The organism is Streptomyces coelicoflavus (genome assembly GCF_003112555.1).
Taxonomy (GTDB): Bacteria; Actinomycetota; Actinomycetes; order Streptomycetales; family Streptomycetaceae; genus Streptomyces; species Streptomyces coelicoflavus.
Window position 1 is genome coordinate 158777 of sequence record NZ_BEWB01000008.1, and the last position, 15254, is coordinate 174030.

A 15254-nucleotide genomic window follows, 5' to 3' on the forward strand; every position below is an offset into this window, starting at 1 on the left:
CAACAGCCAGTTGCCTACCGACCGATCAGTAGTCGGAGAAATTCCAGAACAAGCCCACCTCGGTGCCGGAGACAACGATCAGACCACAGTCCTCCGAGTAGACGTCGCTCAGCGGGTTGTACCCCCAGTGCGTCGTCGTGAAATCGAGTGTTTCAGGTACCGCACCGGGTCGGCTGACATTGGTGTGGTAGGTGGCTTCATCCCCGTACCGCTCGAGGATCGCCCTCGCCATCACCCGCAATTCCTCCTCGGTCTCCTCGAAACGCTGCAGGTTGGACAGGGTGCAGCAGTCGTCCGTCAGAGCAAGCAGTAGATTCTCTGCACTGACCCGATCGATCTGGTGAATACGCTCCTTGATATATTCCGGGGGGTGGTCGGCAAAGGGGTGCATAGGGAATTCCTCGCGCTCCGGATGGTGCGCCGCATCGTCGAGGCCGGCCCAGCCCCGAGGATCCGGAACGGCCCGATTCATCAGCGCGATGACATCAAGTATCCAGTCCGCATAGCGTCGAGGACCCGTGGCGTCGAAGGGGTACGCGTCCTCGAACAAGTGACGTACAGCGCCTTCCCAGGAGGCCTGGTCTACGAACATGTGGGTAATGGCCCTTCTCGGGGACGCTAGGCCTTGGAAGGCATCGACGTCATGACGGTGAATGGAGGTGTCCGGCTGCTGTCGTACCGAATCCGTGTATCGATGCCCGTCACATCGTAAGCCCTGGCATTCGCGCCGCCCTGCTTGTAGCCCGAGAGCGGGTCGTTCGGATCCAACGGCTGCCTGAACACACTGCGGCCGCTGACCTCGCCGTTCGGCGCAGTTCCATGAAAGGCTCGGACTTCGCCCTGGGCCGGCGGCGGTGGGCCCTTGATCCATGCCTCGATGGCAGCCTTGTTCCGGTTGAGGTTGTGCTCGGTAAGCTCCTCGGCCCGCTGGAAGTCCGGGAAGGCCGAGGCGGCCTTGGGGAAAGGCTTGCCGTGCGGCCAGTCCTGGGTGATCTTCGGGGGCCATACCTTGTGCTGGTCACGCAGGCGCTGTGCGAGCTGCTCGTCCGTTTTACCGACGTGCTTGTCCAGTGTGTGGCCCTTGTCCATGTACTCGTTGGCAGCAAGGTTGAGGTCGTAATTGCCTGCGGAGTCGACCTTCAGCCAGACTCGGGAATCCTTGAAGTCCTCCAAGGCCCGCATGCCGAAACCTTCCGCGCGGGCCTCTTGGGCCTCGAACTTCGGGGCACTCAGGTACGCCTCGTCCAACGGCGGTATGAGCGCATCAAGCTTCGGAACGAGCGCGTCGACGCGTCGGTTGTACTCGCTGACGATCGAGTTCAGCTTGGCGGTGTCCATATTCAGGACGATGCCCTGGCCCAACTGGCTCGCGCCCTTGGCGACACCCTTGACAAGACCTTTGACCAAGCCCTTGACGTCGTCCACGCCGACGCCGTCCTTGAGGTTGACCTCGACCTTGGGTATCGCGTCGCGTACCGCCTCGATGTAGACGTCCCACACCTCCCCATTGACGTAGACAGCCGCCTCCGCGAACTCGCCGAGGAGGCCACTGACCTTCCGAGCCGTGTCGAACAGCACGGTCATCACGGGGTGGGTGGCCGTCTGTGAGGAGGAGCTGTCGTGCTTCCACTCGTAGTTCGCGTGGTTCCTGCCCCAGGCCGTCGTGCCCCACAGCGAGCTGCAGAACTGTCGCATCGCATCGTGCCACTCGCTGTTGGTCTGCTGAGTGATGCTGCTGACGTTCCCTGACAGCCCGCTCTCCACTGTGGAGAGGGTGCCGGTCGCGTTCGTTCCCCACGCCTGCGACAGGGAGTTCAGGTAGTGCTGCTGCGGAAACGGATAGACCTCGGCGACCTTGCCCATCCGGAAGGCGTGCTCCACCACCGGCCTCAGTACGTCCCTGACCGGCCCGGGCACCCATTCCAGGAGCCGGCGGATGAAGTCGTCGCCTCCGTCGTCGTCGCCCCACTTCAGATTGGGCACGGAGCCGTAGGCCGGCGGCTTGTCGATGACCTTCGGCAGCGGTTGGACGACCGGCTTGGCCTTTCCCGTGGGGTCGTTGGCCGCTTCTGCCTTCGCGTAGGCATTGGCCGTGGAGGTGAAGCCGACTGCCGCACCACCGATGCTGACGACGCTCTTGGCCCACACCTCGAGGAAGCGGTTGCCCACCTTGACGTACGAAGTCGCGAACGCCTGGGGCGAGGTGCCGTACCCTCCGGCGTCCGGGTACGTGCGAAGGTCTTCGAGCAGGCTCTTCGCGCCCCTGTCCATCATCGTCTGGTGACTCGCCACACCGCCGGATACGCGATGGAGGTCGGTCGGCTTGACGTCGATAGTGCCGTTCTGGCCCAGCGGTGGCGTCCCCATCAGCCGGCTCCCCAGCCGCGCAGCACCGCCTGGTGCGCCGCCGCGTAGTTGACATGGCTCGTGGTCGCGCACTCGTGCAGCCATTTCTGGGCCGCCTGGAGGTCCTCGGCCGAGCGGTCCCACTCGTCGAGTTTGTCGACGAAGACTTCGCGGGCCTCCCCCTTCCAGGACAGCACGACCGGCACGACACGGTCGTGGAGCTCGTCCAGTCTGCCGTTGAGCTTTTTGAGGATGTCCTCCAGGTCGGCGGCGAGTTCGTGCAGAGTGGCGAAGGAGACGGTGATGCGGTCGTCATCCACGCTTCCGGTCGGCATGGTTCCCCGTTTCGTGCATGTCGTCGCGGTGGCGTTGCGGCCAGGAGCCCTGGCTGGGCCGTCAGAAGGAGTCGAGGGTGCTGCGGGGCTGGGCAGGCGCGGGCACTTCCGAGTTGGGCGTCGACAACTTGTCCACCTCGCTGCCGACGTCCACCGAGATGCGCCGCAGTTGGGCCACCACCTCCAGCTCCCGCTCGGTGAAACCGTCCCTGCTCAGGCGCACGGCCTGCTCGAGATGCTGGATCACCTCACGGATGCGCACGGCGTCCTCGGCCGCCGCCCGGTGGAACCCTCGATACGCCTTCGCCGCCGGCCCTTGCCAACCCGCTTCGATGCCGTCGACGATCGCGTCCATTCTCCTGACCTGTTTGTCCAGGTACACCTGCATGTCGTCCAGGTCGTCGGCCAGCTTGGTGAGGTCCTCGCTCGACACCGCCAGATCGACGCCGCCCTCTTGCCCGGCTCCTGCTCCGTGCGCGCCCATGCTTCGTACCTCCGCCCCGTGAACTCGGCATGTCAAGCCGCGTGTACGGAGTGATCCTAACCATCCGCCCCGAGGCCGACGTCGAGTGGAGGGCGCCGGTTTTGGCCAGGTGGACACCGATGTCCGAGGTGGGCGGTATTTTTGAGGCTGATCGTCACGGTACCGGCGCCGGGCCGCCCCCATCGCACGTACCGAACGGTCCAGATTCCCGACTCGCCCGCAAGGTCCTCGTGAAGCCCACCCTGGCCGCCGCGCAGCTCCGCGGCAGTCTCACGCAGTACCTGACGACGACGTAAGCCCTCGCCAACGAGGACACGCGGCTCGCGCTGAAGCGGTTCCTCGGTGATCCGGAGACGGGGATCTTCCGCGGGCCGTATCTGCGGATCAGGACGCCGTTCCATCCCGCCGACGGCGGGTGGCGGGCGGCGCTGGAGTGGCAGCCGTCGTTCACGCCGTGGCGGCATCAGGCGAAGGCGTGGGAGCGACTGAGCACGTACAAGGGGGGCGGCCGAGCCCACGCTCGTAACGACCGGCACCGGGTCGGGCAAGACCGAGTCGTTCCTGATCCCCGCACTCGACCACTGCCGGCGGCAGAAGGCGCTGGGACGACGCGGCGTGAAGGCCGTACTGCTGTATCCCATGAACGCGCTCGCCACCGACCAGGCCGGTCGCATCGGCGAGTACCTGGCGCAGCCGGAGTCGGCGCAGGTGACGGCGGGGCTCTACATCGGCGATAAACCGGACACGGACTTCCGGCGGGTGATGACGCGGCGCGAGGAGATGCGCCAGGCGCCACCGGACGTGCTGATCACGAACTACAAGATGCTGGACCTGCTGCTGCAGCGGGCCGAGGACCGGCCGCTGTGGGAGGGCGCGGACCCGGCATACGTGGTGCTGGACGAGTTCCACACCTACGACGGGGCACAGGGCACCGACGTGGCCATGCTGCTGCGGCGGCTGGCGTCGGAAGTGGGTGCCTCGAAGCCGGAGCGGCCGCTCGGGGCCATCTGTCCGGTGGCGACCTCGGCGACCCTCGGTGAGGGGGGCGGCGACGGCAGTGGCATCCTCGCCGTCGCCGAGCAGGTGTTCGGCGTGCCGTTCGGTCCGGACTCCGTGATCGGTGAGGAGCGGCTGAGCGCCGACGACTTCGTCGGGGACATCGACTACGAACTGCCGGAGCCTCCCGACCCGAAGGAGGTCATCGACGTCTCGGGCGGGCCGGGTGTCGAGTCCGACCCCGACCGGCTCGACCTGGACGGGCTCGCCTGGCGGCTGTTGGGCCGGCGCGGCATGGACGCCTTCCAGATCGGGCGGCTGCTGAGGAAGCACGACTTCACCCACGGTGTGCTCGCGCTGTTGAACGGCGATCCGCTCGACGAGTGGGGGCTGCGGGACCGCATGGCCCGTTTCGGGTACGCGTGGGCGCGCACCGCACGGGAAACCCGCGGCTCGCACTGGAGGCGCTGTCGCGGTTCGTGGCGCTGCTGTCGTCCGCGCGGGACCCGGAGTCCGACAAGCGCCGGCCTCGTCCGCTGCTGCACATCGAGGCGCATCTGTGGGTCCGGCCGGTGGGGCGGGTGTTGAGCGGCGTGGGTGCCCGGCCGGAGTTCCGCTGGTAGGAGGACGAGCGGACCGTCGCCCGGCGCTCCGCGCTCACCACGGCGGCCGTGTCCGAGGAGTCGTCCGAGGGCGACGAGTGGCCGACGGCGGACTCGCGGCGGCCCGAGGCGCTGCCCGGTTCGGACACCGTGCAGCGGCCGACCCAGGCTCACCTGCCCGCGGTCTACTGCCGTGTGTGCGGTCGTTCGGGCTGGGCGGCGCTGCCCCCGGAGGCCGATCCGCAGAAGCTGGAGACCGGGCCGCTGAAGATCTGGCAGGCCGCGGTGGGACGCGACAAGCGGCGGTTGCGGTACTTCATCTCGGCGACGCCGGCCGAGGCGCGGGATGCGCTGGCGGCCCTCACCGGCAGCGCGCCGAAGGCGGCGGGGGCGTGGACCCGCAGTCCGTGTTCGTGCTGGACGGGGGCAGGGCACCTACCGCATGCCCGTCGCCGAGGACGGGGAGGGGTGGACACCGAGGACTTCCAGGCCGCCGTCGAGCGCCCCGCCACCATCGTCACCACGACCGACGACGCACTGCGGGAGGCACTGGAGGGCGAGGACTTCGGCCGTTGGAAGGTGTTTCTGCACCCGACCCAGGCCAAGCTGGTGGGGCGGGACTACAGCGGGCCGGCGCGCGTCGGCGGTGGTCCCGGCACCGGCAAGACGATCGTCGCGCTGCACCGTGTCAAGCACCTGGTCGGAAGGCTCCCGGCCGGACGGAACAAGCCGGTTCTGCTGACCACGTACAACAAGAACCTCGCAGCCGACCTGCGTTCGCGGCTGCTTGCCCTGGGCGGCGAGACGCTGCTGTCCCGTGTCGAGATCAGTCACGTCGACCAGCTCGCGCTGCGCACCGTGCGGGAGGCCGAGCCGGGCAACCGGAAGCGGATCGTCGACGAGGCGCAAGCGGTCCGCGAATGGCGTTCGCTCCTCGACGAACTCGGCGAGGACGGTTGGGACCCGGAGTTCCTGCACGACGAGTGGACACAGGTGATCCTCGGCCAGGCGGTCACCTCCCGCACGGAGTACTTCCGTGCCCGGCGCGCCGGTCGCGGACGCACGGTCAGCCGGGCCGAGCGCGCCGAGATCTGGCAGCTCGCCGAACGGTTCACCCAGCGGCTGGACCGGCTGGGAGTACAGACATGGGACCAGATCGCGGAGCGTGCGGCGCAGTTGGAGGTGGCGCGAGCCCGGCGTATTCAGGCCATCGACCAGCAGCGGGACGAGGCGGGCGGCCTCGACAACGTCCACGTGGCCGACGGTTCCGGGGGCTGGTTGCGCTACCGATACCGGCACATCGTGGTCGACGAGGCGCAGGATCTGCGGCCCGCGCACTGGAAGATGCTCCGTGCGATGACCGCACCGGACCGCAACGACCTTTTCCTCGTCGGTGACACCCACCAGCGCATCTACAAGAATCAGGTGACCCTCGGCAGTCTCGGCATCAACATCCGGGGCCGGTCGTCCAAGCTGTCGCTGAGCTACCGGACCACTCGGCAGGTTCTGCCGTCACCTCTTCCTCTGCAACGGGTTTCCCGCGGCAGTGACGGTCCGGAACGACCATTCGTTGCGGTGCGGATTGACGTGCGGCTCCACGGCCCGCACGAGGGCCGCTGCCGCTCCGCCCGGCGTTTCGTACACACCGCGGCCAGGGCCCGAAGGAATCGTAACGGTGCCCGGGGAGGCGTCGGAGAAGGCGTTGGTGCAGCTCCGGGAACACTGATCCCACCAACGTACACACTATCTATTTGCGAAAGAATCGAAACGCGTTGACGTCGCTAACAGACCCACGCCATGCTTGGTGTGCGAACGAGGCGCATCAGTGCCATCCGCCTCCCTGGCACCGTACGAGGGAAAGACGCCCATGCCCGACCAGACCGACCAGCCCCCCGCCTCGCTGCGGGCCCTCCTCATTGACCGTCTGGGCCACTCCGGGCTCGCTCCGGAGGTCCGGGCACTGCTCAGCGAGTTGCTTCCCGAGGACCGGTCCAAGGACGTCGGCGGGACCGTCGGGCCCGTGGAGCTGCGGTCCATCACCGCTGCGGGCTGGCGTGGCATCGGACCGCGGACGACCCTCGAACTCCCCCCGGGGCCCGGACTGGTCGTCGTCGCCGGTCCCAACGGTTCCGGGAAGTCGAGCTTCGCCGAAGCCGCCGAGACAGCGATCACGGGCCACAACTCCCGATGGGAAGGACGGCGGGCCGGCGACTGGCAGAAGGGCTGGCGCAACCTCCACAGCCCCGACGTGACCCCCGAAGTCGGCGTCGAGTTGGCCGTCGGCAAGCGCGGCGAGCTCGTCACCGTGCGACGAAGCTGGCACGGTGCGAAAGTCGACGACGCGCGCACCGAGGTCAGGGCGGTGGACGGCTCCGAGCGCAAGCTGGAGGAGGTCCTCGACGCCGAGGCGCTGGACCTCGCCCGGCCCTTCCTGCCGTACAGCGAGCTCGGATCCATGATCAACGGCACGCTCGGCAACCTCCACGACGCGTTCTTCAAACTTCTCGGCCTCGAGCTGCTTGCCGAGTTCGACGACCGGGTCAAGGTCGCCGCGAGCGAGTGCGAGAAGCTGATCAAGCGAGCGGACTCGCTCACCGGTCAGCTCCTTGAGGAGCTGAACTCGCTCAGCGACCTGAGGGCACGCGAAGCGGCGCAGGCCCTGTCGGGTCCCAAGCCCGACGTCGGCAGGGTCCGGGCGCTGCTGGACAGCCGTGTTCCGGCCGCCGAGGCCGAGTTGGCCAGGCTGCGCCAGTACGCGAGTCTGGCCGGGCCGGACCCGCGGGAGGTCGACGGTACGGTGGCTCGGCTTCGGGGCGCGGCGGCCGCCGCCGAGGAGGCCCGGTACGGCAGCGCCGAGGAGGCCCGTCGCCTGGCCGGCCTGCTGGAGTCGGCATTGGAGCACCAGCGCCGCTCCGGGAGCAGCGACTGTCCGGTCTGCGGCACGCAGGGCCAGCTCGACCGTGCCTGGGCGCAGCAGGCACGGGCGGAGGTGGAACGACTGCGTACGGAAGCCGTGGTGGCCGAAGCCGCCCGCAAGGAGGCCACCGTCGCGGTACGGGCGGCACACGACCTCGTGCAACCGGTCCCGGTGTGGCTGCGCGGTGAGGCATCGCCCCTCGCGTCGGTCTGGCAGGAGTGGGCGCAGTGCCGCGACGTCACGCATCCGATGGAGCTCGCGAACCGCGTCGAGCGTGCGGCTGCCGTACTGGACGATGCCTGCCGACAGGTGCGGGAAGACGCTGCACTGCGGCTCTCGGAGCACGACGGAGCCTGGCGGCCGGTGGCGGTGCGGCTCTCCGAGTGGCTCGGTGCTGCGGAGGCTGCCGAGGCCGCGCGTGACCGTCGCAAGCACGCACGCAAGGCGCGGACCTGGTTGCGCCCGATCATCGACGAGCTGCGCGACGAGCGGCTGCGCCCCTTCGCACAGCGGTCTCAGGGGGTGTGGCAGAAGCTGTGCGAGCACAGCAGTGTCGTGCTCGGGTCCGTCACCCTCGCGGGTACACCGGGACGTGGCAAGGTCGAACTCGGCGTTTCTGTGGACGACATGGACGCTCCCGCCTACAGCGTGATGAGCCAGGGTGAGCTGCACTCCCTCGCGCTCTCGCTGTTCCTGCCCCGCGCAACGCACGAAGCGAGTCCGTTCGGTTTCCTCGTCATCGACGACCCGGTCCAGTCGATGGACCCCGAGAAGGTCGAAGGGCTGGCCCGAGTGCTGGACTCGTGCGCACGCAGTCGCCAGGTCGTCGTGTTCACCCACGACACACGGCTCCAGCAGGCCATCGTTCACCTGGGCATCAAGGCGACCGTGCTTCGCGTGACCCGGCAGACCGACTCCGTGGTGGGTGTGGAGCCCCTCACCGATCCGGTCGACCAGGCACTGGCGGAAGCGCGCGCCGTCTCCCTCGACCCGGGTCTCCCTCGGGACGTGGCAGAGCATGTCCTGCCCGCCATGTGCCGAGTGGCCGTAGAGGCCGCCTGTCTGGAGGCCGTACGGCACACGCTCCGGGAGCAGGGTCTGGGCCTGGGGAAGATCGAGCAACGTGTCGCCTCTCTGGACCGTACGAAGTCGTACGTGTCCCTGGCCCTGCTCGGAGACGAGCGGCAGCACGCCCGTGAGGCGGTCGAAAGGATCTGCCGGGGTGGCTGGGCGCTGGTCGAGGCTTTCAACGCCGGCTCGCACGCCCCACTGCCGAGCGTCGACGAGCGCAAGGACCTCGTGCGGCGCACCAAGGCGCTGGCGACGGCGATCCTGCGTGGTGCCGGCAACCGGCAGGCCGGAGGCGCCCGATGAGTGTGTCTCCCGAGGTTTTGCTGACCGCTGCCCGTCGTCTGCTGCTCCCCGAACCCGGGACCGTACACGCGCTGGCTCCGGGCGTTCGTGCCCGTGCCGCGGCGGTGCTGCTCCGGATGGCACTCGACCTGGCCCTGGACGCCTACTGGCTGCGGGTCACCCCGTCGATGACGCGCGTCGGCAAGCACCGCATGCTCTGCCTCGAGTGGTACGCGGGCCGGGACACCGCCCGCCGGTGCCGGACCACCTGGACGTCGCTGAGCGCGGCCTGCCACTACGGCAGCTACGAACTGCCACCCGCCCCGGCGGAAATGCACGCCCGGCTGCTCGAGGTCAGCGGTCTCCTCGTGGCCCTGGCCCCCAAGACACCTGAGGCCGCTCCCGCACAAGCGAAGTGATGCCGGTACTGCGCGTCCGGTCTCCGATCAGGCAGGGAGATACAGGCCTCGCATACTGTTTCACCCGGATTCTTTGTTGGGGGGACGATGACGACAAGCGAAAACCAGGCTCGGTACCCGCAGTTCCGACTGCGGCTGCCGAACGGTGGACCCTACGCGCGCGGGCGCGTGCTGTCGGCGAAGGGACTGAACGGCAGCGCGCAGTTCCTGGTCCTGGCCGGTTCGCCGGTACGGCGGGAGACGTTGCCGGGCGCCGGCCCCTATGCGACGGCGCAGCGGGAGGCGCTGATCGAGGAGGGGGCCATCCGGGAGTCGGAGCGCTGGCCTGGTTACCTGGAGACCTCACGGGACATCGAGTGCAACTCTCCCTCAGCTGCGGCCTCAATCGTGGCCGGGCGCGGTTCGGACGCCCTGACCGAGTGGCGCACGGAGGAGGACTTCCCGCTCGTCGACTACCTCGGGCACTCCTGGCGCCCGCCCCGCAAGGCCTGGCTGGTGCGTGGGTCCAACGTGGCGGGACGGGACCTGGTCAAGCGGCTGTGGCTGTCCGACGGGCTGGTGACGCTCCCGGCGACGCATCTGCCGCTGATCGACGAGGGCGATCCCACCAAGAGCGCACTGCGCCGATACGTCCAGGAGGGGTACGACGCCACGACCTCCTACAGCCAGAAGCAGGCGATGGTCGACGAGCTGCATTACTTCCTCACGCAGATGCGCCCCGGCGACACCGTCTGCACCATCTCGGGGGGACTGCTCCACGTCGGTCTCGTCGACGGCGGCGCGGAGCGGGTCGACTCCGAGGGCGGGCTCACCAGCCTGCGCCGCAGGGCCACGTGGCGGCACGACGGCGTGCCGTACGAACAGTTGCCGGAGGCCTTGCAGCAGAAGCTGTCCGTGCAGCACGACGTCGTCGACCTCACCGCCGTGCTTCCCCTCCTCGACGGGCTGGGGCGGAGCGACGCGGAGCTGGCCGAGGAGGCGGAGGCAGCGGATCGCGACCCGACCACGGAGATGCCGGCCATCGTCGCCCGCCGCGACCCGGAGTTGCCCGAGCCCACGGACGATCTGGCTGCCGAGCTGCTCGTGCACGACACGGCATGGCTGCGCGAGGTGCGCGACCTGCTCGCCGACGAGCGCCAACTGGTGTTCTACGGCCCTCCCGGCACCGGCAAGACCTATCTGGCCCTGAAGATCGCCGAGTTTCTGGGCGGCGGGCCCGAGCAGGTCAAGCTGGTGCAGTTCCATCCCTCGTACGCCTACGAGGACTTCTTCGAGGGGTTCCGGCCCCAGGAGGACGTAGAGACACGGAAGGTCGACTTCCGGCTCACCGCGGGCCCGCTGCGTGAGCTCGCCGACCTCGCCGCCCGGGAGGGCAACCGACACATCCCGCACTTCCTGGTCATCGACGAGATCAACCGCGCCAACCTCGCGAAGGTCTTCGGTGAGCTGTACTTCCTCCTGGAGTACCGGAACAAGTCAGTGCGTCTCACCTACTCCGGTGACGACTTCGCGCTGCCGCCCAACCTGTTCGTCATCGGCACCATGAACACCGCGGACCGGTCGATCGCGCTCGTCGACGCTGCCATGCGGCGGCGATTCGCGTTCGTGGAGTTGTCGCCGCGCACCGAGCCGACGAGTGGGCTGCTGCGGCGCTGGCTGGAACGGGAGGGCCGAGATCGGGAATCGGCAGATCTGCTCGACGCGCTCAACTCCCGTATCGACGATGCCGACTTCCGTGTCGGGCCCTCCTACCTGATGAAGAAGGGCGTCTTCCGGGAGGGCGGACTCGAGCGGACCTGGCGGACGAAGATCCTGCCGCTGCTGGAGGAACACCATTACGGGGAGGGCGTGGACGTCGAGGCCCGGTACGGTGTGGCCGCACTGCGAGAGACGCTGGGATGACGCTCACGTCCGCCGGAAACGAAATGGCGGAGGGGACAACAACGACAGGCGTCCTGTCCGGTATCGACCTCACCGAGTACTCGGCCGTAACCGGACTGGCGCTGCCGGACGGGGTGGGGCGTGCGCTGGCGGCAGGAGACGTCGTCGAATCGGCGCCCGACCCGTACACGTCCGGTCGCTGGTCGCTGCGGGCCGGCTCCAAGGTCGGGGCGGTTGCTCTCTCAGTGCCGGGTGCACGGGAGCCGTTCACTGTGCGGGTGGCTCCCAAAGTGCCCATCGCCCGGTTCTTCTTCCTCCTTGGGTACAGCCTCGACCCCACTGGCGGCTGGCGCGACGGGGAGGTGGGTGTGAGTGAGTACGACGGACTGATGCCCGCCCTCGCCCATGCCCTCGAGCGGCAGATCGACCGCGCGCTGCGTCAGGGACTGCTGCAGGGGTACCGGTCCGCGGAGGAGAGTTCCCTGGTCGTCCGTGGAAGGATCAGGGAAGCCGAGCAGATCCGGCGGCGGTTCGGGGCGACGCTGCCGGTGGAGGTGGCCTACGACGAGTTCACCACCGACATCGCGGAGAACCGCGTGCTCCGCACGGCCGTCGAGCGGCTGCTGCACCTGCCCGGTGTTCCGCGTGACGTGCGGCGCAGGCTGCTGCATCAGCGGGCGCGGCTCGCCGATGTGACGCCGGTCGTTCGGGGGCAGGAGCTGCCAGGATGGCGGCCGACCCGTCTCAACTCCCGCTACCACCATGCACTGCGCCTCGCCGAGGTCTGTCTGCGGGGAGCATCGGCCGAGCACTCGCCCGGCGGTCTGCGGGTCGACGGGTTCCTGTTCGACATGAACCAGCTATTCGAGGACTTCGTGACCGTCGCGCTGCGTGAGGCGGTACGTGGAGGGGGCCGCACGTCCCGGCTGCAGGACTCGCATCATCTGGACGAGGCATCGGCGATCCGCATGCGGCCGGACTTCGTGCTGTACGGCGCCGACGGCGTCCCGTGCGCGGTCGTGGACGCCAAGTACAAGGCCGAGAGACGGGGCGGCTATCCGGACGCCGACCTGTATCAGATGCTCGCCTACTGCACCGCTCTGGGCCTGCGTGAAGGGCACCTGGTCTACGCGAAGGGCAACGCCCCGCACGTGTCCCATCAAGTGCGGCACGCCGGCATCCTGATCCACCAGCACGCTCTCGACCTGGACCAGGACCCCGCCGGTCTCTTGGCCGACATCGGCCGGGTGGCACGGCGGATGTACGGCACCTGACACTGCCGCACCCTCGCGGAACGGCGGCCGGCCACCCGTGTGATCGACTGCTCAGGGTCAGTCCGGGCTGGGGAGCGAGCACCGTGCCACAGCTTGCGTTCGCCAACAGTTTCTGGGAGAGCTACGACGCTCTCGAGAAACCGGTCGGGAACGGCGTGCGCAAGGCGATGCAGATGTTCCAACGGCTGACCGTGCCGGAGCTGCAGCAGGACAAGGGGCTGCATGGGTGCGCCAGTGCAGCGGAACTCTTGGCCGGTTCCGCTCCCACGCACGATCACGTCGTGGTCGACGAGGCGCAGGACCTGCACCCGGCCCAGTGGCGGGTGCTGCGCGGCGCGGTGGCGCCGGGCAGCGACGACCTGTTCCTCACCGGCGATCCGCACCAGCGCATCTACGACTCCCGGGTCTCACTCGGTTCACTCGGCATCTCCGTGGCGGGGCGCACCCACCGGCTGCGCATCAACTACCGCAGCACGGAGGAGATCCTCGCCTGGTCGACCGGCATCCTGGCACCGGTGTCCGCCGACGACCTGGGAGGTGAGGGCAGTGACACCCTGGCCGGGTACCGTTCGCTGCTGCACGGCAGACGGCCGCAGGTGGTGGGCCACGGCTCGGAGCAGGAGGAGGTCGCAGCGCTGGTGAACCGGGTCCGGGGCTGGATCGCTCAGGGCATCGCTCCGTCCGAAATCCGCGTGTGCACCCGGTCAAGAACGGTCAAGGATCCAGTGTCAACGGGGTACGTCTCGCGACGATGCACGCCATGAAGGGGCTGGAGTTCCGTTCTGTCGCAGTCCTGGGTGTGACGGCGGGTGCGGTGCCGTTCGCGCGCGAAGTGACACCGGTCTCGGTCGACTCCTTGCAGCACGACTCCGACCTGATGCGGGAACGCTGCCTTCTGTTCGTTGCCTGCACCCGGGCACGCGAGGCTCTGGCCGTCACGTGGAGCGGGGCGGGCAGCCCCTTCATCCCGGATGACCTCTGACGGGCGGTCACTCAGGCGGTCGCAATGCACCGTTCCCGATGCCGTCGCGGGCCAGCTCGGATGCCTGTCTGCTCAGTTCGGCGACTCGGCGGGCCAGTTCCTGAAACGCCTGCAGCCTGCGGAAGGCGTCTCCGTAGCGGCGCTGCTCGGCGATGTCCATCTGTGGGATGCGGGCCCCCTTGCCGTCCAGTCGGAAGGTACCGCTGGCGCTCGTGGAACGCCGGGTGTTGGACGCGCTGCGCAGGAAACCCTGTAGGAAGTCCGTGTCGAGCTGATCGCTGGTCGACACGGGTTCCAGGTCTCCGTACTCGACCAGCCCCGCGCGTGCGAGGTCGGCCACACTCACCGAGGAACCGTCCAGGGCGCCGGAGCCCTCGCCGGAGACCAGCTCCGGTAGTGACTGGGCCAGCATCCGCACCTGTTCGCCCAACTCCTGCCGGACCGCCGCGTACTCGGCCGCGTAGTCCCGGTGCGATCCCTCCACGTGACGGCCGGGCGTGAGGTCGACCGTATCGTCGAGGAGGTCGATGAGCGGAACTTCGGCGATCTGCTCAGGTGCCGGCTCCAGCTCTCCGTCAGGATCGTTGGCGGTCAGGTCGATCATGCGCACGCTCGTCGCGGCGTCGCTCACGGTCTCGGGGCGGCGCAGGTGCCACAGGTGCACGGGGAGGGCGTGCGAGGCCGCGCTGCCCGCCGGCAGGGAGACGACCTGGGTGAGGATGCCGCGGCGCACCAGCTCGGCACGGATGCGCCGACCCGCCTTGCGGTAGGCGACCGAAGCAGGCATGACCATGATGACTTGACCACCCGCGGCGGTGTGCGCGTACGCGTGCTGGAGCCAGGCGAGCTCGCCTTCGGCTCGCGAGGGTGTTCCAAGCTCCCACCGGGAGTCGAGGAGCAGGTCCTCGCGCCCCCAGTCGGCATCGCCCACTGGAGGGTCGCAGACGACGAGGTCCGCTTTGAGGGTCGGCCATTTGTCATCACGCAAGGAGTCTCCGGCGACGACCTCCACGTCGGTACGGGCCGCGAGATCCGCGCGCAATTGGGCGAAACGAGCACTGTGCGGCTCGCTCTCCTGGCCTCGCCGTCGCGGTCCGCGGTCCGGACCGACGGCGAGCAGCAGGGAACCGATTCCGCATGCGGGATCGAAAACGGTGGCGTCAGACGCCACCTCGCCCGCGAAGTGACGCAGTGCCCGAACGATGCGCGGCGAGGTGACCTGGTCGGACCCGGCCCTGCGTACGGAGTCCGTGAAGCGCTCCGCCAGAGCCTCCACCACTTCGCTTGCCGGCCCCGGCTCGGCAAGGGCATCTACCAGACGAACGGCGTCTGCCGGCAGCTCGGAGGATTCTGGCGTCTTCCCTTCGGAGAGAAGCTGCGCAACCGCCGCGAGCCCCCGGATCATGTCCTCACCGTAAGTCGCCCGCAACGCCTGCCAGAGCTGTACCTCCTCGGACACGTCCTGGCCCTTCCGCTGCTTGCTCAGCCATGTCTGCACATCGGCCAAAGCGAAGAGCGGGCTGTTCGCACTCCCACCGGCGGGCGCGGGGAAGTCGTCATACCGGCGTCTCCAATTGGAGACCGCGGCACGCGTGACGCCTGCGAGCCGAGCGATCTCGGAGCCGGTGACCATGGGGGCGTCCGGGGCCGCGGGAGTGTCTACCA

The 15254-nt window shown here is 68.7% G+C and carries 10 protein-coding genes and 2 pseudogenes; 7 read left to right on the plus strand and 5 right to left on the minus strand.

The features are described 5' to 3' along the window. Positions 1–25: 25 nt before the first annotated feature. The 4 genes from Sco07f_RS20520 to Sco07f_RS20535 form a co-directional block, all read right to left on the minus strand. Positions 26–592 (minus strand): hypothetical protein, encoded by a 567-nt coding sequence (locus Sco07f_RS20520; RefSeq protein WP_108988700.1) that lies wholly within the window; start codon positions 590–592, stop codon positions 26–28. A gap of 26 nt (positions 593–618) precedes the next feature. Continuing rightward, positions 619–2367, minus strand: coding sequence for an RNase A-like domain-containing protein (locus Sco07f_RS20525; RefSeq protein WP_159106962.1), 1749 nt, complete (start codon positions 2365–2367; stop codon positions 619–621). Beyond that, on the minus strand, positions 2367–2681 hold the full coding sequence (locus Sco07f_RS20530; protein WP_108988701.1) for a WXG100 family type VII secretion target: 315 nt from the start codon (positions 2679–2681) through the stop codon (positions 2367–2369). The genes Sco07f_RS20525 and Sco07f_RS20530 overlap by 1 nt, the downstream gene beginning before the upstream one ends. Before the next feature lie 61 nt (positions 2682–2742). Then, positions 2743–3165 (minus strand): WXG100 family type VII secretion target, encoded by a 423-nt coding sequence (locus tag Sco07f_RS20535; protein ID WP_108988702.1) that lies wholly within the window; start codon positions 3163–3165, stop codon positions 2743–2745. 564 nt (positions 3166–3729) lie between these two features. Here Sco07f_RS20535 and Sco07f_RS40640 point away from each other — a divergent pair. The 7 genes and pseudogenes from Sco07f_RS40640 to Sco07f_RS20570 all read left to right on the plus strand — a co-directional run bounded on the left by Sco07f_RS40640 (position 3730) and on the right by Sco07f_RS20570 (position 13589). Next, positions 3730–4749 carry a DEAD/DEAH box helicase gene (locus Sco07f_RS40640; RefSeq protein ID WP_244942095.1) on the plus strand — a complete coding sequence of 340 codons (1020 nt, stop codon included), beginning with the start codon at positions 3730–3732 and terminating at the stop codon, positions 4747–4749. A gap of 482 nt (positions 4750–5231) precedes the next feature. Then, a pseudogene (locus Sco07f_RS20545) lies at positions 5232–6284 on the plus strand (UvrD-helicase domain-containing protein); the annotation flags it as partial. Between the two features lie 346 nt (positions 6285–6630). After that, positions 6631–9054: an AAA family ATPase gene (locus Sco07f_RS20550; RefSeq protein ID WP_108988703.1), complete on the plus strand. Its 2424-nt coding sequence runs from the start codon at positions 6631–6633 to the stop codon at positions 9052–9054. Further along, positions 9051–9452 carry a hypothetical protein gene (locus Sco07f_RS20555; protein ID WP_159106963.1) on the plus strand — a complete coding sequence of 134 codons (402 nt, stop codon included), beginning with the start codon at positions 9051–9053 and terminating at the stop codon, positions 9450–9452. The genes Sco07f_RS20550 and Sco07f_RS20555 overlap by 4 nt, the downstream gene beginning before the upstream one ends. 87 nt (positions 9453–9539) lie before the next feature. Further along, positions 9540–11354 (plus strand): DUF4357 domain-containing protein, encoded by a 1815-nt coding sequence (locus tag Sco07f_RS20560; RefSeq protein WP_108988705.1) that lies wholly within the window; start codon positions 9540–9542, stop codon positions 11352–11354. Further along, positions 11351–12607 (plus strand): McrC family protein, encoded by a 1257-nt coding sequence (locus tag Sco07f_RS20565; protein ID WP_108988706.1) that lies wholly within the window; start codon positions 11351–11353, stop codon positions 12605–12607. The genes Sco07f_RS20560 and Sco07f_RS20565 overlap by 4 nt, the downstream gene beginning before the upstream one ends. An 83-nt stretch (positions 12608–12690) precedes the next feature. Next, a pseudogene (locus Sco07f_RS20570) lies at positions 12691–13589 on the plus strand (3'-5' exonuclease). A 7-nt stretch (positions 13590–13596) separates the two neighbouring features. Here Sco07f_RS20570 and Sco07f_RS20575 read toward each other — a convergent pair. Then, on the minus strand, positions 13597–15222 hold the full coding sequence (locus Sco07f_RS20575; protein WP_108988858.1) for an HsdM family class I SAM-dependent methyltransferase: 1626 nt from the start codon (positions 15220–15222) through the stop codon (positions 13597–13599). Positions 15223–15254 lie beyond the last annotated feature (32 nt).